General features: G+C 68.0%; 24 protein-coding genes and 1 pseudogene. 14 read left to right on the forward strand and 11 right to left on the reverse strand.

Annotated features, from left to right (window positions below; translation table 11 throughout):
- Positions 1-161 precede the first annotated feature (161 nt).
- Entirely contained in the window at positions 162-872 is a 711-nt protein-coding gene (locus AVCA_RS15710; protein ID WP_407919054.1) for a hypothetical protein, read from the reverse strand.
- 230 nt (positions 873-1102) lie between these two features.
- On the opposite strand from AVCA_RS15710, the gene AVCA_RS15715 reads away from it, so the two are divergent.
- On the forward strand, positions 1103-1399 hold the full coding sequence (locus AVCA_RS15715) for a hypothetical protein (RefSeq protein WP_012701992.1): 297 nt from the start codon (positions 1103-1105) through the stop codon (positions 1397-1399).
- 85 nt (positions 1400-1484) lie between these two features.
- Here AVCA_RS15715 and AVCA_RS15720 read toward each other — a convergent pair whose 3' ends face one another.
- Positions 1485-1781, reverse strand: coding sequence for an encapsulin-associated ferritin-like protein (locus AVCA_RS15720; protein ID WP_012701993.1), 297 nt, complete (start codon positions 1779-1781; stop codon positions 1485-1487).
- Between the two features lie 200 nt (positions 1782-1981).
- Between AVCA_RS15720 and phhA the strand changes: the two genes are divergently transcribed.
- The 4 genes from phhA to ggpS all read left to right on the forward strand — a co-directional run bounded on the left by phhA (position 1982) and on the right by ggpS (position 6993).
- Complete coding sequence (gene phhA / locus AVCA_RS15725; RefSeq protein WP_012701994.1) at positions 1982-2767, forward strand: phenylalanine 4-monooxygenase; 786 nt, start codon at positions 1982-1984, stop codon at positions 2765-2767.
- Between the two features lie 95 nt (positions 2768-2862).
- The gene (locus tag AVCA_RS15730) at positions 2863-3219 is read left to right on the forward strand and encodes a 4a-hydroxytetrahydrobiopterin dehydratase (protein ID WP_012701995.1); all 357 of its coding nucleotides are present in this window, start codon (positions 2863-2865) and stop codon (positions 3217-3219) included.
- Between the two features lie 143 nt (positions 3220-3362).
- Entirely contained in the window at positions 3363-4652 is a 1290-nt protein-coding gene (locus AVCA_RS15735) for an MFS transporter (protein ID WP_012701996.1), read from the forward strand.
- 88 nt (positions 4653-4740) lie between these two features.
- Complete coding sequence (gene ggpS, locus AVCA_RS15740) at positions 4741-6993, forward strand: glucosylglycerol-phosphate synthase (protein ID WP_012701997.1); 2253 nt, start codon at positions 4741-4743, stop codon at positions 6991-6993.
- 85 nt (positions 6994-7078) lie between these two features.
- On the opposite strand, the gene arfB is transcribed toward ggpS, so the two are convergent.
- A complete protein-coding gene (gene arfB / locus AVCA_RS15745; protein ID WP_012701998.1) occupies positions 7079-7492 on the reverse strand; it encodes an alternative ribosome rescue aminoacyl-tRNA hydrolase ArfB in 414 nt (137 codons plus the stop codon).
- Between the two features lie 416 nt (positions 7493-7908).
- Here arfB and AVCA_RS15750 point away from each other — a divergent pair, with 416 nt between their 5' ends.
- From AVCA_RS15750 to AVCA_RS15765, 4 genes are all read left to right on the forward strand, one after another.
- Positions 7909-8925 (forward strand): extracellular catalytic domain type 2 short-chain-length polyhydroxyalkanoate depolymerase, encoded by a 1017-nt coding sequence (locus AVCA_RS15750; RefSeq protein WP_012702000.1) that lies wholly within the window; start codon positions 7909-7911, stop codon positions 8923-8925.
- Between the two features lie 30 nt (positions 8926-8955).
- A complete protein-coding gene (locus AVCA_RS15755) occupies positions 8956-9567 on the forward strand; it encodes a hypothetical protein (RefSeq protein WP_012702001.1) in 612 nt (203 codons plus the stop codon).
- A 266-nt stretch (positions 9568-9833) separates the two neighbouring features.
- Positions 9834-10181, forward strand: coding sequence for a hypothetical protein (locus tag AVCA_RS15760; protein ID WP_012702002.1), 348 nt, complete (start codon positions 9834-9836; stop codon positions 10179-10181).
- Between the two features lie 259 nt (positions 10182-10440).
- The gene (locus tag AVCA_RS15765) at positions 10441-11568 is read left to right on the forward strand and encodes a metal-dependent hydrolase (RefSeq protein ID WP_012702003.1); all 1128 of its coding nucleotides are present in this window, start codon (positions 10441-10443) and stop codon (positions 11566-11568) included.
- A 62-nt stretch (positions 11569-11630) separates the two neighbouring features.
- Here the strand turns inward: AVCA_RS15765 and hppD are convergent, their stop codons facing one another.
- Positions 11631-12710, reverse strand: a complete 1080-nt coding sequence (gene hppD / locus AVCA_RS15770) for a 4-hydroxyphenylpyruvate dioxygenase (RefSeq protein ID WP_012702004.1) — start codon at positions 12708-12710, stop codon at positions 11631-11633.
- Between the two features lie 215 nt (positions 12711-12925).
- Here hppD and AVCA_RS15775 point away from each other — a divergent pair, with 215 nt between their 5' ends.
- Positions 12926-13270, forward strand: a complete 345-nt coding sequence (locus tag AVCA_RS15775) for a BON domain-containing protein (RefSeq protein ID WP_012702005.1) — start codon at positions 12926-12928, stop codon at positions 13268-13270.
- Between the two features lie 26 nt (positions 13271-13296).
- On the opposite strand, the gene AVCA_RS15780 is transcribed toward AVCA_RS15775, so the two are convergent.
- Together AVCA_RS15780 and AVCA_RS15785 are read right to left on the reverse strand one after the other, a co-directional pair.
- Positions 13297-13794 (reverse strand): SRPBCC family protein, encoded by a 498-nt coding sequence (locus AVCA_RS15780; protein WP_012702006.1) that lies wholly within the window; start codon positions 13792-13794, stop codon positions 13297-13299.
- A gap of 13 nt (positions 13795-13807) precedes the next feature.
- Positions 13808-14425 carry a hypothetical protein gene (locus AVCA_RS15785; RefSeq protein WP_012702007.1) on the reverse strand — a complete coding sequence of 206 codons (618 nt, stop codon included), beginning with the start codon at positions 14423-14425 and terminating at the stop codon, positions 13808-13810.
- Positions 14426-14814: 389 nt separating this feature from the next.
- Here AVCA_RS15785 and AVCA_RS15790 point away from each other — a divergent pair, with 389 nt between their 5' ends.
- Both AVCA_RS15790 and AVCA_RS15795 read left to right on the forward strand, forming a co-directional pair.
- Positions 14815-15033, forward strand: a complete 219-nt coding sequence (locus AVCA_RS15790) for a hypothetical protein (protein WP_012702009.1) — start codon at positions 14815-14817, stop codon at positions 15031-15033.
- Positions 15034-15145: 112 nt separating this feature from the next.
- Positions 15146-16651 (forward strand): extracellular catalytic domain type 1 short-chain-length polyhydroxyalkanoate depolymerase, encoded by a 1506-nt coding sequence (locus tag AVCA_RS15795; protein WP_012702010.1) that lies wholly within the window; start codon positions 15146-15148, stop codon positions 16649-16651.
- Between the two features lie 702 nt (positions 16652-17353).
- Here AVCA_RS15795 and AVCA_RS27280 read toward each other — a convergent pair.
- The 5 genes and pseudogenes from AVCA_RS27280 to AVCA_RS15815 all read right to left on the reverse strand — a co-directional run bounded on the left by AVCA_RS27280 (position 17354) and on the right by AVCA_RS15815 (position 21176).
- Positions 17354-17673 (reverse strand): annotated as a pseudogene (locus AVCA_RS27280) (DOPA 4,5-dioxygenase family protein).
- Between the two features lie 98 nt (positions 17674-17771).
- Positions 17772-19559, reverse strand: coding sequence for an ABC transporter ATP-binding protein (locus tag AVCA_RS15800; protein ID WP_012702013.1), 1788 nt, complete (start codon positions 19557-19559; stop codon positions 17772-17774).
- Positions 19552-20184 (reverse strand): DsbA family protein, encoded by a 633-nt coding sequence (locus tag AVCA_RS15805; protein ID WP_041807313.1) that lies wholly within the window; start codon positions 20182-20184, stop codon positions 19552-19554. Before AVCA_RS15805 ends, AVCA_RS15800 begins: the two co-directional genes overlap by 8 nt.
- A gap of 186 nt (positions 20185-20370) precedes the next feature.
- The gene (locus AVCA_RS15810; protein ID WP_012702015.1) at positions 20371-20679 is read right to left on the reverse strand and encodes a BolA family protein; all 309 of its coding nucleotides are present in this window, start codon (positions 20677-20679) and stop codon (positions 20371-20373) included.
- Complete coding sequence (locus AVCA_RS15815; RefSeq protein WP_012702016.1) at positions 20676-21176, reverse strand: DUF2059 domain-containing protein; 501 nt, start codon at positions 21174-21176, stop codon at positions 20676-20678. The genes AVCA_RS15810 and AVCA_RS15815 overlap by 4 nt, the downstream gene beginning before the upstream one ends.
- Positions 21177-21356: 180 nt before the next feature.
- On the opposite strand from AVCA_RS15815, the gene AVCA_RS15820 reads away from it, so the two are divergent.
- Together AVCA_RS15820 and ppk2 are read left to right on the forward strand one after the other, a co-directional pair.
- Complete coding sequence (locus tag AVCA_RS15820; protein ID WP_012702017.1) at positions 21357-22751, forward strand: class II fumarate hydratase; 1395 nt, start codon at positions 21357-21359, stop codon at positions 22749-22751.
- Between the two features lie 428 nt (positions 22752-23179).
- Positions 23180-24097 (forward strand): polyphosphate kinase 2, encoded by a 918-nt coding sequence (gene ppk2, locus AVCA_RS15825; protein WP_012702018.1) that lies wholly within the window; start codon positions 23180-23182, stop codon positions 24095-24097.
- Positions 24098-24149 lie beyond the last annotated feature (52 nt).

Consider the following 24149-nt stretch of genomic DNA (forward strand, 5'->3'; position numbering starts at 1 on the left):
TACCGCTTCGGGGCGTGGCGTCGCGGCTTGCGCCGTCTCGTCCCGGAGCGGATCCGGTCGGGCCACATCGGGCCGGACCGCATCCGCTCGGGCCAGGTCCGGCCGGCTCGTGTCGGAGTTGGCCTGGTTCGGCGGATAATTCCGGTTGCCAGTCGATTCGCTCATCGCTTCGTTCCTCCGTTCGGGCCTTTATCGTTTTGGCAGGCCGGCCCCGTGGTGCCGCCCTGGATGGTGCCGGTCGTGCCCGGGCCGCTGCGGCCGGGATCGACGGGCGGCAGGCCGCTGGCGACGGCCCTGCCGGTGGTGTCGTCCGGCGTGGTGGTGACCCTGGTCCCGGCGACATCCGGACTGCCAGAAACACCGGCCGGCCCCGTAACGGCTTCCTCCCGCTCGGCGGTACGGACAGGAGCGGACTGGAGCGGCCCGGCCTCCGCGTGCCGGGATCGGCGCCCGGAAGCGCGGGCGAAACGGGTCAGACCGAAACCGAGGGCGATGCTGCCGGCGAGAAACAGCCCAGGGTTGTCCCTGGCCAGGCGATCGGCATCGTGGAACAGTTGCTCGGCACTCCTGCCACGCAACTGGTCGGCGAACCTGAACATGCGATCGGCGGCATTCAGCACATAGTCCGACAGCCCCTGCTCGTCCTGCTCCTCGAGTTCGCAGGCTGCCGCACGCGCGCCCTCGGCGATCTTTTCCAGTTCATCCGCGGCACTCCGGGTGTAGCTTTCCAGCGGATCCTTGCTCTCGCCCTGCCGTTCGGTTTCAGCGGCCACCGGGTCGATCGCCCCCTCCGGTGGCTCCTGGAAAACATTGCCTGCCGGAAAACCTTTGCGGCCATCGGATCGTGGCGAGTGTTCAGTAGGTCTGGGCATGGTCGTATCCACCTCGATTTCTCTGCTGGCTACCGGCTCACGAGCTGGCGGTGGTGCAATGTCGGAAAACAGCCTTCTCATTCGCCTCCTCTCCTTTAGGTGACAGGCCCTTTCCAGCCGAGTTCGAGCGAAACGATAACGCCCGTCTCGCCGCCGATCGGCGCAGCCTCCTGAACTTTTCCGGCGTTTTCGCAATCCACCGGGAAACCGTCGAATAAAGGGGGTAGCCCATGAAAGCCCTGCTCGGACTCGCCGCCGCCAGTGCCTTGCTGACCGCCCTGCCCGGCCTCGCCTGCACGCCGGACGAAATCGACCTCAAGGCCCGTGAACTGGCCATCAACGTGCACATGCTCACTCACAGCGATCCACGGCTGGCCGAGGAGATCTACAGGGAAATCCGGAGCGCGCGTCCCGAATACACCGCCGAAGAACTGCCCAACGAATGCGCGGCCTACGAACGACGGTTGCTGGAACTGGAGAAGGCGGCGGCTCAGGCCGAAACCAATTGGAGGTCGAACTACTACTAGGTAGGGGCCCGTCCGCCCCGGCATGCGGAAATGCGGCGATCCGCCCGGCTGCCGTCGAACGCGCGGAGACAGCCGGGCGGATTGCTCAGTCCCCATCCTCGTGGTCGATGGGCCCCTCGCTGAAGAGATACGTCTTGAATTCGTCGGAGAACTTGGGGTCCCTGCGGCGGATCCACTCCAGCACCATGGCCGCGTGTTCCTTCTCCTCGTCGCGGTTGTGCGCGAGGATGCTTCTGAGTTCCGGGTCCCGGCAGACGTCGACCCGCTGGTTGTACCAGTCGATGGCTTCGAGTTCCTCCATCAGCGAAACGATGGCCCGGTGCATGTCGCGGGTTTCGGCGGAAAGCGCTTCGACGGGTTCGTGATAACCGACGCTGGACATATCCATTCTCCTGCTGGTGTGTATGGGCGAAGAACAGCGCCCGACTCCCGGTAGTCACCGTCCCCGGCTCGGGCTCGGGACGGCATGCCGGACAGCCGGGCGACCGGCACGGCTCCGCCGTGACGTGCAGAGCCGCTTCATCCGCGCTATGCCTTAACTATAAGAAGGAAACCGCGCGCAGCCGCGCAGGAGGCACCGAAATGACCGCGACGCCCTATGTGGCCCGGCAACCGGACGAGCGGGGCTTCATCCACTACAGCGAGGCCGAGCATGCCGTCTGGCGGACACTGATCGAACGCCAGTCGGCACTCATCGAAGGACGCGCCTGTGCGGAATACCTGGACGGTATCCGGCGGCTCGGCCTGCCGCGGGAACGCATCCCGCAGCTCGACGAGATCAATCGCGTGCTCGAATCCGCCACCGGCTGGCGGGTGGCGCGGGTACCGGCGCTGATCCCTTTCCAGACCTTCTTCGAGCTTCTCGCCGACCGCCGGTTTCCGGTGGCGACCTTCATCCGACGGCCGGAGGAGCTGGACTATCTGCAGGAGCCGGACATCTTCCACGAACTGTTCGGCCACTGCCCGATGCTGACCAACCCCTGGTTCGCCGCCTTCACCCACACCTACGGCCGGTTGGGCCTGGCGGCCAGCAAGGAGGAGCGCGTCTACCTGGCGCGGCTGTACTGGATGACCGTGGAGTTCGGCCTGGTCGACACTCCGGCGGGCCGGCGCATCTACGGCGGCGGCATCCTCTCCTCGCCGAAGGAAACCCTCTACTGCCTGTCCGGGACGCCGGAACACCAGCCCTTCGATCCGCTCGAGGCAATGCGTACGCCGTATCGCATCGACATCCTGCAGCCGCTCTACTTCGTGCTGCCGGACCTGCGCCACCTGTTCGAACTGGCCCGCCAGGACATCATGGCGCTGGTGCGCCAGGCCATGCGTCTCGGCCTGCATCCGCCGAAGTTTCCGCCGAAGGCGGCCTGAACGCCGATCCCGGACACAGCGTGGAAAACCCGCGCAGCGGTTTCCCACCGTCGCCCCCGGACTCGACCCCGCAACCAGCAGAACCGGAGCCCCTCATGACCGTCCTCTCCCAAGCCCATTGCGAAGCCTGCCGCGCCGACGCGCCGAAAGTCTCGGAACAGGAACTCGCCGACCTGATCCGGCAGATCCCCGACTGGCGGGTGGAAAACCGCGACGGCATCCTGCAACTGGAAAAGGTCTTCGCCTTCAGGAACTTCGCCCGAGCCCTGGCCTTCACCGACGCGGTCGGCGCGCTCGCCGAGGCCGAAGGGCACCATCCGGCGCTGCTCACCGAATGGGGCAGGGTCACCGTGACCTGGTGGACCCACAAGATCCGCGGCCTGCACCGCAACGACTTCATCATGGCGGCGCGCACCGACGAGTTGGCGAAAGGAGCGGAAGACCGCGCCTGAGCCAGCGCGTCGGCGCAAAAACCGGCAGACCGCTCGTCGGTTAAAATATATGATTATAAAACAATAGGTTAGTACTAGCAGGCGGCTCCCTTGAGGGAATTTTGGGTTGCCATTCGTCGGCAACTTCCCTAGGGTGGGTCGCCATGTGGACCAACATTGCCCCCATCGGTTCGCTGCTCGGCGGGGTCGCACTGCTCCTGCTCGGCAACGGACTGCTCAACACCCTGCTGACCCTGCGTGGCGTCGCCGAAGGCTACTCCACCGGGCTGCTCGGCCTGCTGATGTCCGGCTATTTCGTCGGCTACCTGCTCGGCACCTGGCTGACGGTACCGCTGATCCGCCGCATCGGGCATATCCGCGCCTTCGCCTGTTGCGCCGCCTCGGGCGCCATCGTCGCGCTGCTCCACCTGATTCTGGTCAACCCCTGGGTGTGGATGGTGCTGCGCGTGGTCTACGGCATCGTCCTGGTCACCCTCTACATGGTCATCGAGAGCTGGCTCAACGCCCGGGTCAGCGGCGACAGCCGCGGCCGGGTGTTCGCCGTCTACATGGCGGTCAACCTCGGTGCCCTGGCCCTCGCCCAGCAGCTCTTGAACCTCGCCAGTCCGCTGGAATTCCTGCTCTTCGCCATCGCCGGCATCCTCATCTGCGCCGCGCTCTTGCCCATCACCCTCACCCGCCAGGCACAGCCGACCCTGCCCGACACGCCGCCCACCGAGCTGCGCCAACTGGCGCGAATCGCGCCGCTGTCGGTGACCGCCGCCGGGCTGTCCGGTCTCGCCCTCGGCGCCTTCTGGGGCCTTGCGCCGGTATACGCCAGCCACAGCGGCTTCGACGCCGCCGGCGTGGGATTGCTGATGGGGGCGACCATTCTCGGTGGCGCCGTGCTGCAGTGGCCCATCGGCCGCTACTCGGACAGCCACGACCGCGCGAAGGTGATGCTCTGCGTGGTGACCCTGGCCGCGCTGACGGCACTGGCCATCAGCCTGCTGCCCACCGGCGGCTTGCTGCTCGGCGCCTTCTTCCTCTGGGGCGGGCTGGCCTTCTCCATCTATTCCATCGCCATGGCGCGGATGGTCGATCAGTTGCACCCGGACGAGATCCTCTCCGGCTGCAGCGGCCTGCTGCTGGTCAATGGCCTGGGCTCGGCCTGCGGCCCGCTGCTCGCCGGCCTGGCCATGCACCTGCTCGGTCCGCGCGGACTGCCGCTCTACTGCGCGGCGGTGCTCGGCCTGCTGGCGCTCTACACCCTCCATCGCCTGCACCGGGTGAGCGATCTGCTCAGCGAGCCGCACGCCCAGTTCACCCCCATGCTGCGCACCAGCCATACCGTGCTCGAACTGATGCCCGAGGCCCCGGAAAGCGCGGCCGACTCCAGCCCCGACGCCGCCGTGGCGGAGCCGGGCACCACCAGGGAGGAAACCTGTATCTGACTCCGGCGCCATGGAGGCTCCGGACAACACCACTCGTCGGCCCAGGTCGGCGCGTCAACTTGCCCCACTACTGGAGAGAAGACAGCGCATGCTACTTGCCACCGATCTCGATGGAACCTTTCTCGCCGGCGATCCGCAGGATCGCCTGAGTCTCTATCAGACCATCACCGCCCACCCCGACATCCAGTTGGCCTATGTCACCGGCCGCAGCCTGGAGGCCGTTCTGCCGCTGCTGGCCGATCCCACCCTGCCGCAGCCGGACTACATCGTCGCCGACGTCGGCGCCAGCCTCTATCACGGCGAAACCCTGCAGCCGATCCAGCCCCTGCAGCACGACATCGACGCCCGCTGGCCCGGCGAAAGCCAGATCGCCGGCGCTCTCGCCGGCCTTCCCGACCTGCAGCGCCAGGACGTGCCCCAGGCGCGCCGCTGCTCCTACTTCTGCACCCCGGAACGCGCCGCCGACCCGGCCCTCGAGGTCATCGCCGAACGCCTCGGCTGCGACCTGCTGTACTCGGCCGGACGCTATCTGGACTTCCTGCCGCGCGGGGTGAACAAGGGCAGCAGCCTGCTGCGCCTGGTCGAGCACCTCGGTCTCGATCCCGAGCAGGTGCTGGTCGCCGGCGACACCCTGAACGACCTCAGCATGCTCACCTGCGGCCTCAAGGGCGTCTGCGTCGGGCAGGCGGAGGAAAGCCTGCTCGAACATACGCGCCACTGCACCCGCGTCCTGCACGCCGACAGCCCGGGCTGCGGCGGCATCATCCAGGCCTTCGCCCACTTCGGCTTCCTCGGCGTGCACGGCTTCGCCGCCGAAACCCGCAAGGCGACCGAGCCGGGACACGCCGAGCTGGTGATCGTCTACCACCGCCTGCCCTACGAGGAATACCGCGAGCACGGCCAGGTGCAGCGCCGCCGGCCAAGCTCGCCCAACGGCATCATCCCCACCCTGCTCAGCTTCTTCGCCGACGGGCGCAAGGGCTCCTGGGTCGCCTGGGCCGAGCACGAGGAAGGCCAAGGCCTCTTCGAGAGCCACACCACGGTGGACGCCGAGCGCTACCCGCGCCTGACCGCCGCCCGCGTGCCGCTCTGCAAGGAAGACATCGATACCTTCTACAAGCGTTTCTCCAAGGAGGCCTTCTGGCCGACCTTGCACACCTTCTGGGAGCGCGCCGTCTTCAACGAGGACGACTGGCAGGTGTTCCTGCGGGTCAACCGCGCCTTCGCCGAGCGCACCGCCCTGGAGGCCGCCGAGGGCGCCACCGTCTGGCTGCACGACTACAACCTGTGGATGGTTCCGGCCTATCTGCGCGAACTGCGCCCGGACCTGAAGCTGGCCTTCTTCCACCACACCCACTTCCCCTCGGCGGATGTGTTCAACGTGGTGCCCTGGCGCCGGCAGATCGTCGGCAGCCTGCTGCAATGCGACTACATCGGCTTCCACATCCCGCGCCAGGTGGAGAATTTCGTCGACGTCGCCCGCGGCGTGGCCCCGCTGAAGGTGCTCGGCCGGCAGAACTGCGCGCCGCGCTTCGTCACCTACGGCTGCGCGGTCGGCCTGGAGCGCGTGACCACCGCCATCGATACCGGCATGCGCCAGGTCCGCCTCGGTGCCCATCCGGTCGGGCTCGACCTCGACCGGGTGCGCAACGCCCTGGCCAGCCCTTCCGTGCAGAATCAGATGGAACAGTTGCGTCGCGAGTTGAACGGCGTGCGCCTGGTCCTCGCCGTGGAGCGCCTGGATTACACCAAGGGCGTGCTGGAAAAGCTCAAGGCCTTCGAGCGGCTGCTGGCGGACAACCCCGAGTTGCAGGGCAGAATCACCCTGGCCACCATCTGCGTCCCGGCGGCGCGGGAGATGACCGTCTACGACGAGTTGCAGGGGCAGATCGAACAGGCCGTGGGACGCATCAACGGTCGCTTCGCCCGGGTCGGCTGGACGCCGGTGCAGTTCTTCTTCCGCAGCCTGCCGTTCGAGGAAGTGGTGGCCTGGTACGCCATGGCCGACGTCATGTGGATCACCCCGCTGCGCGACGGCCTCAACCTGGTGGCCAAGGAGTTCGTCGCCACCCAGGGCCTGCTGGACGGCAGCGGCGTGCTGGTGCTCTCCGAATTCGCCGGCGCCGCCGCCGAACTCAAGGGCGCCCTGCTGACCAATCCCCACGACATCGCCGATCTAGTGCAGAACTGCCATCTGGCGCTGAACCTGCCCAAGAGCGAGGCCCGGGCGCGGCTGCGCGAGCTGTTCGACATCGTCGCCTTCAACGACATCCGCCGCTGGGGCGACGAGTTCCTCGGCGCGCTGGAGGAGCCCCGGACGGACATCCGCGCCATCGCCTGACCGTACCGGTAAATCCGCCCCTGCGCTTGCGCAGGCGCGGATTGCTGAAGGTCCGATCCCGCCGCCGCAGCCGGCGTGCCGACAATCAGTAATCCACCCGCCCCCGCCCGGCCTTGATCGCCCCGCGCCGCGCCTTTCCCTCCAGCCGGCGCTGTTTCGAGCCGCGGGTCGGCCGGGTCGGTCGGCGCGTCTTCTCCGCCCCGGCCACGCTGCGGATCAACGCGACCAGGCGTTCCAGGGCATCGGCGCGGTTCTGCTCGCGGGTGCGATAGCGCTGCGCCTTGATCACGACGACGCCTTCGCCGCCGATGCGCTGATCGCGCAGGGCCAGGAGACGCTCCTTGTAGAAATCCGGCAGGGACGAGGCACGGATGTCGAAGCGCAGATGCACGGCGCTGGACACCTTGTTGACGTTCTGCCCGCCGGCCCCCTGAGCGCGGATCGCATTCAGTTCGATCTCATCGTCAGGCAGATGGAGGGTGTCGGAGATTTCCAGCATGGTGCGTCCGGTCGAAAAAAGCGGCGATAGTGTCGGCATTATTCCGTCAATCGCCCGCGGAAGACAGAAAAACGGCAGAAGCCCGCGGCCTGCCCGGCCGAACGAATCCGAACCGCACGGCGGCGGCGCCGGCGCCGGCGCCGGCGCCGGCGCGAATCGTCCGCTCCCGCGCGGAGTGGCCTTATCCTGCCAGCCTTGCGCTGCCGAACCTTTTGTCCATACTCGAATGGCCTTCGCCGAACTGTGCCGAAGGCAACCCCAATGCCAGACAGCACCCAGCCAGAAAGGAGGCAGCGAGCACGGGAGTGCCCAGGCGGCCAGGCCATCCCTCCCCGCCCCGGAACGGCGGGAATTTCTCGCATGGAACGATGAAACGGATACCGGGAACTCGTATCAGCACAGGACTTGCCGTGGCGATGCTGCTCAGCGTCGCCAGCGCCGAAGCCCAGACCGTCAAACTGCCCGCCTGTGGCGCGGAGATCCGCAAGACCTCGGTGTCGGGACTGTCGTCCGGCGCCTTCATGACATCCCAGCTTTACGTGGCGTTTTCCGAGATCATGGTGGGCGCCGGCATAGTCGCCGGCGGTCCCTACCTCTGCGCCAAGTCCTGGGCGGGCAATTCCCTGCTGGTGAACGCCACGACCACCTGCATGCATCCCCTGACGGCCGGGAGCGGTCCGAATACGCCGCTCCTGGCCAGGTATGCGGCCACGCTGGCCGAATACGGCCAGATCGCGCCCCTGAAGAATCTCGAGGACGACCGTATCTACATCTTCAGCGGCACACGGGACGAGATCGTCACGACCACCGTCGTGAACCAGACCCGGGAGTTCTTCAAGGCCGTCGGCGTCCCGGAGGCCTCCATCCGCTACGACAGGAGCATCGCCGCCGGCCATGCCTTCCTGACCGACGACGACACGGATACCGCCTGCGCGCTGACCCGCTCGCCCTACATCAACGACTGCGACTTCTCGCAGGCCGGCGCCATACTCGAGCAGATCTACCCGGGCCTGAAGTCGCCCGCCCGTCACCGGGACGACAGCCTGATCGCCTTCGACCAGGAGGAATTCATCGACTCGCCCTACACCAGCATGGACGACACGGCCTATGCCTACGTCCCGACGGCCTGCCGGAGCGGCAAGAGTTGCCCCGTGCATGTGGTGTTCCACGGCTGCCGGCAGGGCTCGCATTTCATCGGCGACCAGTACTACGCCCGGACCGGCTACAACCGGCTGGCGGAAGCCAACGATCTCATCATGCTCTACCCCCAGGTGCGGCCATCCAGCGCCTCGCCGCTGAATCCCGACGGCTGCTGGGACTTCTGGGGCTATTCTTCGCCGGACAGTCCGACCCCGGACTACTTCACCCGCAACGCTCCTCAACTGCGCGCCATCCACAAGATGATCGCCCGCCTTGCCGAGCCCCGATCCTGAGCCAACCCACCGCACATAGGAAGAAAGACCATGGATGCCGACACCGCGAACGCCACGATCGATCCGAAGCTGTCCGAGGCACTCAAACACTGGAACGACTACGCCAGCGAAAGCGGCCGCAACGCACGGCTCATCTTCGAGGCCATGACACCGGTCAACGACAGCCTGCAGATCGTCCGGCAGGTCATGGAGTCCATGCAGTACGGCGGTTGGAGCCCCACCGGCATGCCCTGGGTGAAGCCCTCGGTCCTGTTCTCCGCCTACCAGGAGCTGACCGAGATCCAGTTGGCCGCCCAGGAAAAGGAAAGCGACTGCTACATCCGTTTCCTGACGACCACCCTGGGCAGCGGCAAGCAGGTCGCCGAAGCCATGCAGGGGGCCAGCACCCCGCAGCAGATCCTGGCCTCCTACCTGGAGGCCGGCCTCAGCATCGCCAGGCAGTACCAGGCCGACGCCAGCGAACACGCCTCCGCGCTCGGCCAGATCCGCTCGGCCTACAACGTCTGGCTGCAGAGGACCCTGGAAAACCTGGGCCATGAAACGGTGGAGGAGCCCACGCCCGCCGCCGCGTCGCAGCCGGCCGCCTCGCCGCCTCCCGCATCGGCGGCGGAACCGGCAGCGGGGAAGGACAGCGGCGCTTGAACGGGCGGGCCGGCGGCCCTCGCCCGCCGGAACGTACCGTTGAATGGCAGTGGCCGGCGCGCCGCAGGTAACCGCCGAAGCGCGCCGGTCGGGGAAACGTACGGTCACGACAGTCACTTTCGAGCCACGGGCCATCCACCTGTCGATACCGATCCAGCGAACCAGACCCACGGGAGGGCCGGATCATCAATACGCTCAGCAAAAACCTGATCGCCTGCGGCCTGCTGCTCGCCTCCTGGCACAGCAGCGCAGTCGAGGAAGAAGCGGTGGACACCTATCTCTATTGCGGCAAGCTCCTCTGGCCCGCCGAGCGGGAGGATTATCTGCCGCTTCCGCAAGGAATCGAGATCGGCTACTCCTCGCATCCGGCCCTCGCGCCGATCGTCGAACAGAAGGAAAAGCACAGCCTGCGGCTCGCCTACGAGAGTCCGGCGATCGCCCTGCGGATCATGCAGGAAGCGGTCGAGGTGATCATCCGGCAGAAAACCAACGAGGTCTGCCTGGAAGCCGGCGCGGCGGAGATCTCGAACAGCGGCCTTCCCCTGGCGATCTCTCCCGTGCCGGCGGAGGACGGCCGGACGGTTTTCGACGCCGATCTGGAGCCGCGCCAGTAGAGCGCTCCCGGCAAGACCGCCGGCCTTTCCCCGGCCGGCGCCCCCGATCGGCGCAAGATGCGCCTGCGATCCGGCCCGCTCATCCCGCCCGGATGGACATGCCCGCGTACAACCGCCAGCGGCCCTGAAAGCGCAGCGACAGAACCCCGGACGGGACGGTCGATGGCCTGGTCCGGGCGGATGCCCCGCCGCCGGGCATTTCCATTCGCCCGGCACCCTCGGCTACCGTAATCGCTCATCCGCTCTACGGGACGCTCCAATGGATTCGCTCACCCAGGCCGTGCTCGGCGCCAGCGTGCAAGGCGCGCTGCTCGGGCGCTGGCAGGGACGCAAGGCGCTGCTCTACGGCGCCCTGCTCGGCACCCTGCCCGACCTCGACGTACTGATCGACTACGGCGACGCGGTCGCCAACATGACCCGCCACCGCGGCTTCAGCCATTCCCTGTTCGTCCTCACCGGCTTCTCGCTGCTGCTGGCCTGGCTGCTGCGGCGCTTCAGGCCGCATCCGGGATACGGCGGCGGGCGCCTGTTCCTCGCCCTCTGGCTGGTACTGGCCACCCATGTGCTGCTGGACAGCCTGACCAGCTACGGCACCCAGTTGCTCTGGCCGCTGGACACGCCGCCGGTGGCCTGGTCGAGCGTGTTCATCGTCGATCCGCTGTACACCCTGCCGCTGCTCGGCGCGGTGCTGGGTGGCGTCCTGTACCGTCTGCGCGGCCGGGCCCTGCGCTGGCAGTACTGGGCGCTCGGCTTGTCGAGCCTCTACCTGGGCCTGACCCTGGCCGGCAAGCAGATGGCCGAGAACCGCGTGGCGGCGGAACTGGCGCGCCAGGGGATTCGCGCCGAAGCCCTGTTCAGCACGCCGACGCCCTTCAACAGCCTGCTCTGGCGGGTACTGGCGCGCGACGGCGAGGACTACCACGAGGCGCTGGTCGGCTGGTTCGACCGCCGGCCGCCGGAACTGGTCCGCCTGCCGCGCGGCACCGCCCTGATCGCCGGACTGGGCGCCTCGCCGCAACTGGCGCGGCTGCGCTGGTTCGCCGACGACTGGCTGCGCTACGACGAGATCGACGGCAAGCTGGTGGTCACCGACCTGCGCCTGGGTATGACCGGCGCCCATCCGTTCCGCTTCGCCCTGGCCGCGAAACGCGACGGCCGCTGGCAACTCCTCCCCGAACCGGAGCAGTTGCCGATGAACCGCGGCCGCCTCGAACACCTCGGGCTGCTGTGGCGGCGCATCTGGCATCAGGACGCGCGAATCCCCCTGGAGGACTGGGCCCGCCAGTTGCAGCAGTGGCAGGCACCGCTCACCGCGAGCCCGGCGACACCAGCCTCCCCGGCCGCCGGCACCGCGACCGGCGCGCCTCTCCGCCTCGGCGAGGGCTGATCACGCTGCCCGAAGCGCGGTCATGGCGGGAAAGGCCTGCGGCCGTTTCCCACCCCGCCTTCCTAGCCCTTCAACACTCCACGGCGGATCTGGTCCTCCTCGATGGATTCGAACAGAGCCCGGAAGTTGCCTTCGCCGAAGCCCTGGTTGCCCTTGCGCTGAATGATCTCGAAGAAGATCGGGCCGATCAGCGGGCGGGTGAAGATCTGCAGCAACAGCCCTTCGCGGCCGACACGGCCGTCGATCAGGATGTTCAGCTCGCGCAGCGACTCCAGTAGCTCGCCATGGCCGGGAACCCGGGTATCGACCTTCTCGTAGTAGGTATCCGGGGTCTGCATGAAGGCCACGTCCCTGGCGCGCAGCGCGCGCACCGTGGCGTAGATGTCGTCGGTGGCCAGGGCGATGTGCTGGATGCCCTCGCCATGGTAATCGCGGATGAATTCGGCGATCTGCGAATGGTCGTCGGCCGACTCGTTGATCGGGATGCGGATCTTCCCGCAGGGCGCGGTCATGGCGCGGGACAGAAGGCCCGTATGCCTGCCCTCGATATCGAAGTAGCGCGTCTCGCGGAAGCCGGCGATGCGCTCGTAGAAACCGGCCCAGACATCCATCTGCCCACGTGCGACGTTATGGGTCAGATGGTCGATGACGCTCAGGCCGACCGCGTTGTCCCGCGCCGTGCGCCCCGCGATGAAGTCGAAGTCGACATCGTAGATGCTGCGTTCGCCGTAGCGATCCACCAGGTAGAGCAACGAACCGCCGATGCCTTCGATGCAGGGGATGTTCAGTTCGCCGAAATTGGCGTGGCTGCCCAGGAGCCTCGCCCCCTGGCGCTGCGCGTAGTCGGCGGCCTGGACGGCGTTGCCGACCCGGAAGGCCATGGCGCAGGCGCTCGGTCCGTGTTCCTCGGCGAAAGCCCGCACCGGCCCGTCGGGACTGCCGTTGAGGACGAAATTGATGTCGTTCTGCTGGAACAGGAAGACTTCCTTGGAACGGTGTCGGGCGGTCTCGGTGAAACCCATGGCGACGAACAGCCCGCGCAGCCGGGCGATGCCCTCGGCGTCCGGCGCGGTGAATTCGACGAACTCGAAGCCGTCGGTGCCGATGGGGTTGAAGGCTGGGCTTTCCGGTATGGCATTCATGAGGCTACCTCGCGAAGCGTGCACTGACACTTCAGCACAGGCGAAGAGCCGCCGCCGGGCAAGTGGCGAATACCGTCCGGAGCCGGGAGCCGCCACCGACGGCGGCGAACACTATAATTTCCGCTTGTCACCGATGGTTCACAGGCTGGAGACGATCAACGAAGGCCTGCCGGGCGAATACGCCCGCGCCGGTTCCATTCCAGAGGTTCGCCGCCATGAAAACCCCATTGTCCAACCATGCTCCCCAGCGCCTCGGCGCCGCCGTTCGCGATGTCTGGCTCACCGCCGGCGTGAAATCCTCCCTCGCCCTGGCCAGGGAAACCCGTGGCCAGGACATCCACGTCAAGACCCGCGCCGGCGAGGTGTTCCTCAGTGGCCTGGTCGACGATTACCAGCGGCGCAATCGGGCCCTCCAGTTGGCCGGCGCGGTGCACGGCGTGATCCGGGTGGACAGCCGCGACCTGGCGGTCCGGCTGACGCCCGAGCCTCCCGGCGCCGAGGAAGGCGCCGACTATCGGGCCTACGAGGAGCAGCAGCGCCGGACGGAAGATCGCCACTGACGGCCCGCGTGCCCCGATGACACCTCTCAGGACGACCAGGTCGCCTGGAAGGCCAGGCGCGTACCGAGTCGCCGGGCCAGGCCGACGCCGCCGGCATGCATCAACAGTCGGTGATTCCAGCGGAACAGCGGCCGCGCCAGTGGGGCCAGCAGGTTCATCCAGGCGGGGGTGGTACGCACCCGCCAGTCGAAACACACCCAGGTCCGGCCGGCATCTTCATCGAAGCGCCAGCGGCCGACGCCCTCGAGCTGGCCCTCGACCCGCCCTTCGAGCAGATGCAACGGCTCGAGGCGGGTCACGCGGGAAACGAAGGACAACCGGTAGGGCAAGACCCCTTTCCAGACGAATCGCTGGCGGGTCCCCAGACCGCCCTCCTCGCGCCCCCGCTCCAGGGTGACGACTTGTTCGACACCCCGCCACCAGCCAGGCCAGGTCTCAGGCTCGACGATGGCGTCCCATACCGCGACGAGCGGCGCGTCGAGCTGCCAGAGGGTGGTCAGGTGGAAGCAGTTGGCCGCGGCCATGGCTCGTTTCGGCTCAGGGAGAAAAGAAGCGCTCGGGGAAGGGCGTGTCGATCTCCAGATCGGCCATGTCGACGCTCTCGAGCAGGCGACCTCCGGTTCCGAAGCGCTCGACCCGTAGCGGGAGCAGGCTGTCGCGCGCCAGCCAGATCCGGTAGTGATGCGCGCCGGACGGCTTCCCCAGACCCTCTTCGCGAATCTCGAAGCCGGCGACCGGCCTCGCCGCGACCTCCCCGCTGCCGAGTGCGGCCAGCGTGCCACGGGCCTGCCGCTCGCGAAGACTGTCCAGCAGCACGCCGATATCCGACTGATCGACCCGGATACCGTGCGGGCCACGGATCAAGGGGTTGTCCGGCGCCAGATTGAGCCTCGGCAGGTGGTCCAGGCCGAACGGCCAGATTCGCACCCGGCGGCTGGCGGGATTGTAGATCAGCACCAGTCCCGGATGCGGCCGGATGAACTCGATACGTACCCAGCCGGGTTTGCGGTAGAAGTAGCGCAGCACATGCTGCTCGCTGCCCTCGGCGTTCAGGCGCACCGTGACCCGGTAGCTGGTCAGCGCCTGGAAGCGTTCCTGTGCCTCGGCCAGAGGATCGCTCGCGCCGGGCCCTCCGAGCAGGGCGAGCAGCAGCATGAGCCCGGCCACGGGTCAGTGGCCCGCCCGGCAGGTTCGCTCGGTCGCTTCCGGCCCCCGAAGCCCCGATACCGCGTTGCCGCCCTTCGCCATGCCCCCGCCATGGCTCGTCGCGGCACCTCGTCTCGGAGCCCCGCTCATCCGAACGCGAATCGACCGACCGACCGCACAGGCCACTAGCCCTCACCTCCGGACCGGTTCGACCATGATGCGGCTGGGCGGCAGGGGTCGCAGGCATTCAAGGCCGTCACCTCCAGCGCGGACAATGGACGAAGTATCGACCAGGAATGGCCGCCGCCCGCCCACTGGGCGACGATCGGCCCGGCGGTGGGCGAAACGCCCCGTCCCGTGCGACCATGTGCGCGGTTTTCGTTTTCCGGAGATACGCGATGAAACACCGCTACCCCCTGCTCGCCCTGCTGGCCCTGACCACTCTGCTCGGTGGCTGCGCACACTGGTGGGACGACGATCACGACCACCATCGCCACCGTTCCGACTCCCACTGGGACAACGGCCGGCACGAAGGCTACGAGCGCCGCGACGATGGCGATCGTGACCGCCAGGAGCGGCGTGAACGCTACGACAGGGACGGCAGAAACGGGCGCTGAAGGAACCCCGGGCCGTTCCGCCGGTCCTTTCGGAGCCGACTGGCCAGCGCTGCGGGGGCGATCTACCCTGCAGCGGAGCGATGCCGTTCTGCTTCGACAAGGAAATGCCGCGATGCCCCGGACATGGATCTTCCGCCTGTTTGTCCTCCCTCTGCTTCTGTTGCCGGCCCCGCTCGCCTGGGGCGGCAGCCTCGAATCGTTCAGCCTGCCCGCCGCCGGCCATCCCGGCTCGCGCGAGCGCCAGTACAAGGTCTACCTGCCGGACGTGCGCTCCGAAACGCCGCCCCTGGTGATGGCGCTGCACGGCTGCCTCATGGACAACGACGACGTGCTGCGCGACTGGGGCCTCACCGTCGCCGCGGACCGCCACGGCTTCATCCTGGTCGCGCCCTCCGTCAGCGGCTACGACGAACTGCGCGCGCCCAACTGCTGGGGCTTCTGGATCGACGGACAGCGCCACGAAGGGCGCGGCGAAGCGGAGGATCTGCTGCGCATCGCCCAGGCGGTGGAGGCCCGCTACCGCACCGATCCGGCGCGCCGCTACATCGCCGGGCTGTCTTCGGGCGGAGCGATGAGCGTGGTGGCGGCGATCGCCCACAACGAATACTGGGCGGCGGCGGCCAGCGTGGCCGGCCTGCCCTACGGCGAGGAGGCGCGAGCGGTGTCCTCGGCCGCCTGCCCGCTGAGCAATGCCAGCCTGCACGGCGTCGAGCGGGTGGTCGCCGACATGCGCGCCGAACTCGACGATCCCTACCCCATCCCGCTGCTGGTCATCCAGAACGACAACGACTGCACCGTGGTAGCGGGTGCCGGGCGCCGTCTGCGCGACGCGCACCTCAAGGCGTTCGGCTCGGCACCCTTCGACACCCCGGCCGGTACCCTGGCGGTGCAGAGGCGCTGCATCCCGGTGTTCGGCGACGACGACTACGGCTGCCGCCACGAGATCCACACCGCCGACGGCAACAGCGCCAGCCGCTCGCTGGTGGAAACCCTCTACTACCAGGGGCCGCTGGAGACCCCGGCCGAGAACGATATCGACCGCGGCCACTACTGGATCGGCGGCGAACATGGACGCGAAGGCCCCTACGCGCTGCGCCCGGGCCCCAGCCATCCGGACATCCTCTGGTATTTCTTCGCCCGCCATCCGCGCAACGGCATGGAGCCGGACGACAGCCCGCGGGTGACCATCGAGGGCGCCAATCCGCTGCGCCTGCCGCTCGGCGAGTCCTTCGTCGACCCCGGCGCCCGCGCCGGCGATGCCCGGGACGGCGAGTTGGCGGTCGGCGTCGACTGCACGGTCGACACCCGCCGCGCCGGCCGCTACCGCTGCACCTACAGCACCACCAACCGCCGCGGCAAGCGCAGCGAGGCGATCCGCACGGTACTGGTGGAAGACCCGGACGTACCCGCGGCGACCTGCGCGACCGCCACCGCCTCGCCCCTCGGGCACCTGTTCGGCGGACGGGCGCTGCCGGGCGGCGCACTGTACGGCCGCACCCTGGCCAGCGGCGACCGCACCGACATCGGCTCCGTCTTCCAGGGGCTGACTCCGGTGACGCTCCACGAGGGTGCACCGGGGGAATGGTTCGTCCGCCCGCCGGAAGCCTGCGGCTGGTAGCGATCGGGGAGCGAAACCCGCCGGACCGGGCCTGGAGCCACAGCGCGGGGCAATCGCGTGAAGCGCTCGCTCGATACCGGACTGGAAAGATTGTGTGAACCCTGGCCAGTAATGGCCGGGGGCTACTCGACCCTCGTACGACTCTCGGCTTTGGCATCCTGCGTCGCTCTACCTCCTGCATCCCTGCAGTCGTCGCCACGTCCCTGCGGTTCGCCCCTCTACGCGACACCTGCGCTCGGTCTCCTGACGGGAATCGGGCTCCGGGTTGCCTGAAAGCGCTTTCGCTCTTGCGGCACGACCTGTCGGGCAGCGCCAGATGCCCCCTTCAGGAGGCCGAGCGGAGTCGTCGCGCAAGGGGATGAGCCGCAGGGATGCGGCGAAAGGCCCGAGGGCCATGGATGGCCCTTTGGGCCGTGCCCCTGGAGCGACGACGCAGGGAGGGAACCCGGAGCGAAGCGCAGGGCCGGATGAGGGGGTGGCCTTCTTTTTGGTTACTTTTTCTTGGCCAGACAAGAAAAAGTGACTCGGCCGGGGGGCCGAAACAGGGGCTTTCCGGCTACTCGGCAAGCAGCCCATGCAGCGGAGCCGAAGGCAACGCCGAAACGCCCGACACACAATCTTTCCAGTCCGGTATCGGGCGGGTATTTCATGCGATTGCCCCGAGCCACACCGGCGTCGGCGGGTCGCGCCCGCCCTATCCCGCTACGACCTCCGCAAATCCAGCGCCAGTCGATCGCCCAGCCATATCGCCCGTTTCGTATGCGCCTCGTATTCGTCCTCCTGCACCGGATGTACCAGGACGGAAAATCCCCCCTGTTGGCATCCAGCCACGCCACCGCCGCATCCACCGAGGCCGACTCGATATCGATTTCGAACATCGGCATCGTATGAGCCCTACGCGCTCGAATATGAGCGGCGATATATCGACGATGTAGTCCATCCCCGATCACTCTGTCCCTGAACGCCGCAGCCCCGACACTGTCTTCCTTTTCGAAATAAACATGACAGTGATACAGGCCCATGGGACTTTCTCTTCTTCGCGAATGACGCTCGACCGAGCGACGGGCCTCCAGGCCGGCGGCGCGGAGCGCCTTTGCCCGCAACGGCAAGACCGCAACGGTCAGTGCTGCAAATGCCCGTAGAGCTTGGCGTACAGGCCGCCCCCGGCGATCAGTTGGTGGTGGTCGCCCTCCTCGGCGATGCGCCCGTCGTCGAACACCAGCACCCGGTCGGCCTGCTTCACCGCCGACAGGCGGTGGGCGATGATCAGCGTGGTGCGGCCGTGGAGGAAGCGCGCCAGCGCCTGGTGCAGGGCGTATTCGGTGGCCGCATCGAGGGCCGAGGTGGCTTCGTCGAGGATCACCACCTGCGGGTCGGCGAGCACCATGCGGGCGATCGCCAGGCGTTGCCGCTGGCCGCCGGAGAGGCGTACGCCGGAGCGGCCGACCACGCTGTCCAGCCCCTGCGGCAGGGCGCGCACGGTCGCCGCCAGTTGGGCGATCTCCAGCGCCTGCCAGCAGTCCTCGTCGCTGCGCTCGCGGCCCAGGGTCAGGTTGGCGCGCACCGTGTCGTTGAACAGCGCCGGCTGCTGGAGGACCACCGCGACGTGCTCGCGCACCCGCTCCAGGCCGATCTCCTCCAGGGTCGAACCACCGAACCGGATGCTCCCCGACTGCGGGCTGTAGAGGCCGAGCAGCAGTTGCACCAGGGTGCTCTTGCCGCCGCCCGAGGCGCCGACCACGGCGACCTTCTCGCCCGGCGCGATGGACAGGTCGAGACCGTCCAGCACCGGTTCGTCGCGGTAGGCGAAATGCAGATCGCGCACCTCGATGCCGACCGTGGCGCGTCCCTTGAACGGATCGACGCTGCCGGAGTACTGCGGCTCGTCGGCGCGGGCGAGCAGCTCGTTGATCCGCGCCAGGGCGCCGCCGGCGGCGTAGAAGGCGTATTGCAGGCCGAGCAGTTGCTCCACCGGGGCGATCATGAACCACAGGTAGCTGAACACCGCGAGCATCTGGCCGATCGACAGGTCGGAGAACAACACGGTGAGCATCGCCGCGGCGCGGAACACGTCGATGCCGAACTGGAACAGCAGGCCGCTGGCGCGGGTCGAGGCATCGGTCTTCCACTGCGAGGCGACGGCGCGGTCGCGCACTTCCCGGGCGCGCAGGCCGAGGCGGCCGAGGAAGAAGCCCTGGCGGTTGCCGGCGCGCACCTCCTGGATCGCCTCCAGGGTTTCGCCGAGCGCCTGGGTGAAGCGCGCGGTGCTGTCGTTTTCCAGCTTCTTCAGGTGCTTGACACGCTTGCCGAGCAGCACGGTGGCGTAGATCACCAAGGGGTTGAACAGGAGGATCAGCAGGGCCAGTTGCCAGTGCATCCAGATCAGGATCGCCGAAGTACCGGCCAGGGTCAGGACGGCGACCAGGAAACGGCTCAGGGTGTCGCCGACGAAGGAGTCCAGGGTGTCCAGGTCGGTGACCAGGTGGGCGGTCACGGTGCCGCTGCCGAGGCTTTCGTATTCGCCCAGGGAGATGCGCTTGAGTCGCTCGATCAGGCGCATGCGCAGGCGATAGACGACATCCTTCGACAGCCGGGCGAACAACCGGGCCTGCAGCACGCCGAACAGCAGCGAGGCACTGCGCAGCAGCAGGGTCGCCAGCAGCATCAGGCCGATGTAGCCGACCGCACTCTGCCAGGCGGCGGGCAACACCCGATCCATCAGGCGCAACGCCGCATCCCCTTGCCGGAGCAGCACTTCGTCGACCAAAAGCGGCAACAGCAGCGGAATCGGCACGCTGGTCAGGGCCGCTAGCACGGCGACCAGGTTGGCCAGCATCAGGGCCTTGCGGTGGCGCAGGGCGAGCCGGCGGATCTCCGCCCAGCCCAGGCGATCGGTGGCTTCAGGCATGGGCGGCCCGCTCCAGCCAGCGCTCCAGCAGGGGCGCCAGACGCTCCAGCGGCTGGTGGCCGTTGGTCAGCAGGGCGAGCATGCCGTTACGCTCGGCCAGCAGGGTCGGAAAACCGGCGATGCCGAGCCGCTCGACCCAGGCGAAATCGGCGCAGGTGGCCTCCCGCTGCTCGGCGCTGTCGAAAGCCTCGGCGAAGCAGCAGCGGGCGAAGCCGGCGGCTTCGGCCAGCTCCAGCAGGACGCGGGCATGGGTCACGTCGCGGCCTTCCAGGTAGAAGGCCCGCTGGATCAGCCGCGCGAGATGCGCCACCCGCCGCGGCGCGAGATGACGCGCCACCACCAGCGCGCGGCAGGCCGGCTCGGTGTCGTAGACCATGCCCTCGGGCAGCCCCGCGTCGAAGTTGAAGGGCTGGCCGGTGCCGGCGTGCACGGCCTGCCAGTGGGCGAGAATGCGCGCGCGGGTCGGCTCGCCGAGCGGCGAAGTCTCCCGGCGCAGGCCGCCGACCACCCAGTCCAGCCGCACGCCTGCCCGCGCCGCCCGGCTGGCCAGTTCCTTGACCACCGGGGCGAAGCCCCAGCACCAGGAACACATGGGATCCATTACATAGAGCAGGCGCTCACTCATACGAACTCCGTAGCGCTTCGGAGGATGGGTTTGATCGTAGCCAGCCGGACCGGGGCATGGCCCGCAGCCGGCGAAAAAGCTGTCGATGACTGAAAACGGCTGCGCCGGCGGGCGCCGGCGCAGGCTGGAGTGTACCGCAGCGGAGGCGGCCGGGCGGACTGCGGCAAACTGCCGCCTCTCGCTTCCTCAGCGGTCGTGCTTGCTGCCGCCGGCGCAGAGCGGCGAATCCGGTGCGCCACCGCGCAGCACCCACTCCTCGGGGGTATAGGTGTGCAGCGCCAGGGCGTGCATCTGCCCCATCAGTTCGCCGAGGACGGCGTAGACCTTCTGGTGGCGCTTCACCTCGCCCAGGCCGGCGAACTGCGGACTGACGATCACCGCCTTGTAGTGGGTCTCCAGGCCGCGACTGTGCATGTGGCTTTCGTCGAGCACCTGCAGATGGGTGGGCTCCAGGGCGGCCAGGGCGCTCTCGATGCGCTCGATCTTGGCGGTCATTTCTTGGTTCCTCCCAGTTCCTTCTGCATTTCGTCGAGCAACCGGTTCACCTCCGGTACCGCCTTCTCCAGCGCCGCCTGGGTCATCTGCGCCGATTGCGCGGTGAGCGCCGGCATGCTCTGCAGAACCTTCTGGCCCAGCGACGATTGATAGAACACGAGCAGTTCCTTCATCTCGCTTTCGTTGAAGGTGGAGGTGTAGAGCCTGACCATATCGGGCTTGAGCCTGTCCCAGCTGACCGCCTTGTCCAGCGCGGTGTTGGCCCGGGCCTGGTAGCGCTCGAGCAGCGACTGCTTGCTCTGCGGCGCCTTGGCCTCGGCGAAGCGCTGGGCGAACATCTGCTGTACCTGGGCGTAGACGGGCACGGTCAGTTTGTCGGCGCGCACCACCTGGAGGAACTTTTCCGCAGCGGCGGCATGGCTGGCGGCGTCGGCCAGTGCCTGGCCGCTGGCGCAGAGCAGCAGGCTGGCGGCGCAGAGCACTCGAAAACGGGACATTCGGACATCCTTCTAGACAAGGCAAAAAAGGGGGGAAGGCCCCCGACGGGCCCGTCGGCCGGGACGTGCGGCCGGGCCTCTTCGGCCGGCCCATTCTGCGCCCAAGCCGGTGGGGGCTCAAGGGAAGCCCCAGCGGCGTCTACACTTCGTTGGACTTCAACGTTCGTGGAGACCTGTCGCATGAGTCGCACCGAAACCGACAGCTTGGGGCCGATCGAGGTTCCCGACGAAGCCTACTGGGGTGCCCAGACACAGCGCTCGCTGATCAACTTCGCCATCGGCCAGGAGCGCATGCCGCTCGCCGTGCTGCACGCCCTGGCGCTGATCAAGAAGGCCGCCGCCCGAGTCAACGACCGCATCGGCGAGCTGCCGCCGGAAATCGCCCGGCTGATCGAGCAGGCCGCCGACGAGGTACTCGCCGGCCAGCACGACGGGCAGTTCCCGCTGGTGGTCTGGCAGACCGGCAGCGGCACCCAGAGCAACATGAACGTCAACGAAGTGATCGCCGGGCGCGCCAACGAGCTGGCCGGCGGCCCGCGCGGGGGCAAGAGCCCGGTGCACCCCAACGACCACGTCAACCACGGGCAGAGTTCCAACGACTGCTTTCCCACCGCCATGCACATCGCCACCGTGCAGGCCGTGCAGCGGGAATTGCTGCCGGCGGTCGAGGAACTGGCCGCGGCTCTCGACAGCCAGGCGAAGCGCCATGCGCATCTGGTCAAGACCGGGCGCACCCACCTGATGGACGCCACGCCGGTGACCTTCGGCCAGGAACTCTCGGCCTTCGTCGCCCAGCTCGGCCTGGCCGAGCGGGCCATCCGCGCCGCGCTGCCGGCGGTCTGCGAGCTGGCCCAGGGCGGGACCGCGGTCGGCACCGGGCTGAACGCGCCGCACGGCTTCGCCGAGGCGATCGCCGCGGAACTGGCCGCCCTCTCCGGCCTGCCCTTCGTCTCGGCGCCGAACAAGTTCGCCGCCCTCGCCGGCCACGAGCCGCTGGTGCACCTTTCGGGCGCCCTGAAGACCCTGGCGGTGGCGCTGACCAAGATCGCCAACGACCTGCGCCTGCTCGGCTCCGGTCCGCGCGCCGGCCTCGCCGAGGTGCGCCTGCCGGCCAACGAGCCGGGTAGCTCGATCATGCCCGGCAAGGTCAACCCGACCCAGTGCGAGGCCCTGGCCATGCTCGCCTGCCAGGTCATGGGCAACGACAGCACCATCGCCTTCGCCGCCAGCCAGGGGCACCTGCAGCTCAACGTCTACAAGCCGGTGATCATCCACAACCTGCTGCAATCCGTGCGTCTGCTCGCCGACGGTTGCCGCAACTTCCGCGAGCACTGCATCGAGGGGCTGGAGCCGGACCCGCGACGGATGAGCGAGCACCTCGAGCGCAGCCTGATGCTGGTGACCGCGCTGAACCCGCACATCGGCTACGACAAGGCCGCGGAAATCGCCAAGAAGGCCTACGCCGAAGGCACCACCCTGCGCGAGGCCGCCCTGGCCCTCGGCCACCTCAGCGGCGAGGAGTTCGACGCCTGGGTGCGTCCGCAGGACATGCTGGAAGCCGGCCGGCACGACTGAAGGCCGTCCCGGCGACCGCGCTCCGTGGACGCTCCAGCCGCCGCGGGGCACGGTTCCTCCCAGCGCAGATCATCATTTCGTCACTACTCCGTCATAGGCTACCCCACGTCTCCCTAACACGCCCGGAAGCCAGCCACGCGCCCCCCGTGGTCCGGCGCCGGCAGCCGAGCCTATTCGCCATCGCGGCACATGGAGCAGCCATGTCCAATCATGTCCCGTCGGCCCCGCCGACACTCAGCGGCCCGGGCGTCGTGCCCGACGGCGCGCGACCGGCCCGCCCGACCGCCGGAACCGCCGGGCGCCCTTGAACCCCGTTCCCCTGCCGGCACGGCCCTTCCCGGCGCCATGGCTTTCCCGGCGCCGAGGAGCGTCGCCGGACCGGCAGGCCAGTCCCATAGCCATTGCATGCCCTACCGGGAAGACTTCCCATGACCGACGCAAAAATAGATCCGACCGATGACCTGTCCCGGCAACTCCATGCCGAGATGCTCGACGCCCTCGACGAAGAGCTGGAAATGGAACTCGACGACCAGCGCCTGGACGCGCTGGTCGCCGGCACCGACGAGAACCGCGACCTCGACCGGCGCCTCTACTTCAGGGAACTGCTGCGACTCCAGGCCGAGCTGGTCAAGCTCCAGGACTGGGTCCAGCACAAGAAACTCAAGCTCGTGGTGCTGTTCGAAGGACGCGACGCCGCCGGCAAGGGCGGGGTCATCAAGCGCATCACCCAGCGCCTGAACCCGCGCGTCTGCCGCGTCGCCGCGCTGCCCGCGCCGAGCGAGCGCGAGCGCACCCAGTGGTATTTCCAGCGCTACGTGTCGCATCTGCCGGCCGGCGGCGAGATCGTGCTGTTCGACCGCAGTTGGTACAACCGCGCCGGCGTGGAACGGGTGATGGGCTTCTGCAACGACGAGGAATACGAGGAGTTCTTCCGCAGCGTCACGGAATTCGAAAGAATGCTGGTCCGCTCCGGCATCATCCTCGTCAAATACTGGTTCTCGATCACCGACGACGAGCAGCAGAAACGCTTCCTGATGCGCATCCACGATCCGCTCAAGCAGTGGAAGCTGAGTCCGATGGACCTGGAGTCGCGCCGCCGCTGGGAACATTACACCCGCGCCAAGGAGGTCATGCTGGAACGCTCCCACATCCCCGAGGCGCCCTGGTGGATCGTCGAGGCGGTGGACAAGAAAAGGGCGCGTCTGAACTGCATCCACCACCTGCTCGGCCAGGTGCCTTACAGCGAGATCGAGCGCCCGGCCATCATCCTGCCCGAACGGGTCTACCACCCGGACTATGCGCGCAACCCCCAGGCGAAGGAAATCTTCGTGCCGGCGGTGTATTGATCGCGAGCCGAAAGGGGCTGCCGATCCGGCGCGGGCGGCCCGCGCCGGTCTC

Source organism: Azotobacter vinelandii CA (assembly GCF_000380335.1).
GTDB classification, from domain to species: domain Bacteria; phylum Pseudomonadota; class Gammaproteobacteria; order Pseudomonadales; family Pseudomonadaceae; genus Azotobacter; species Azotobacter vinelandii.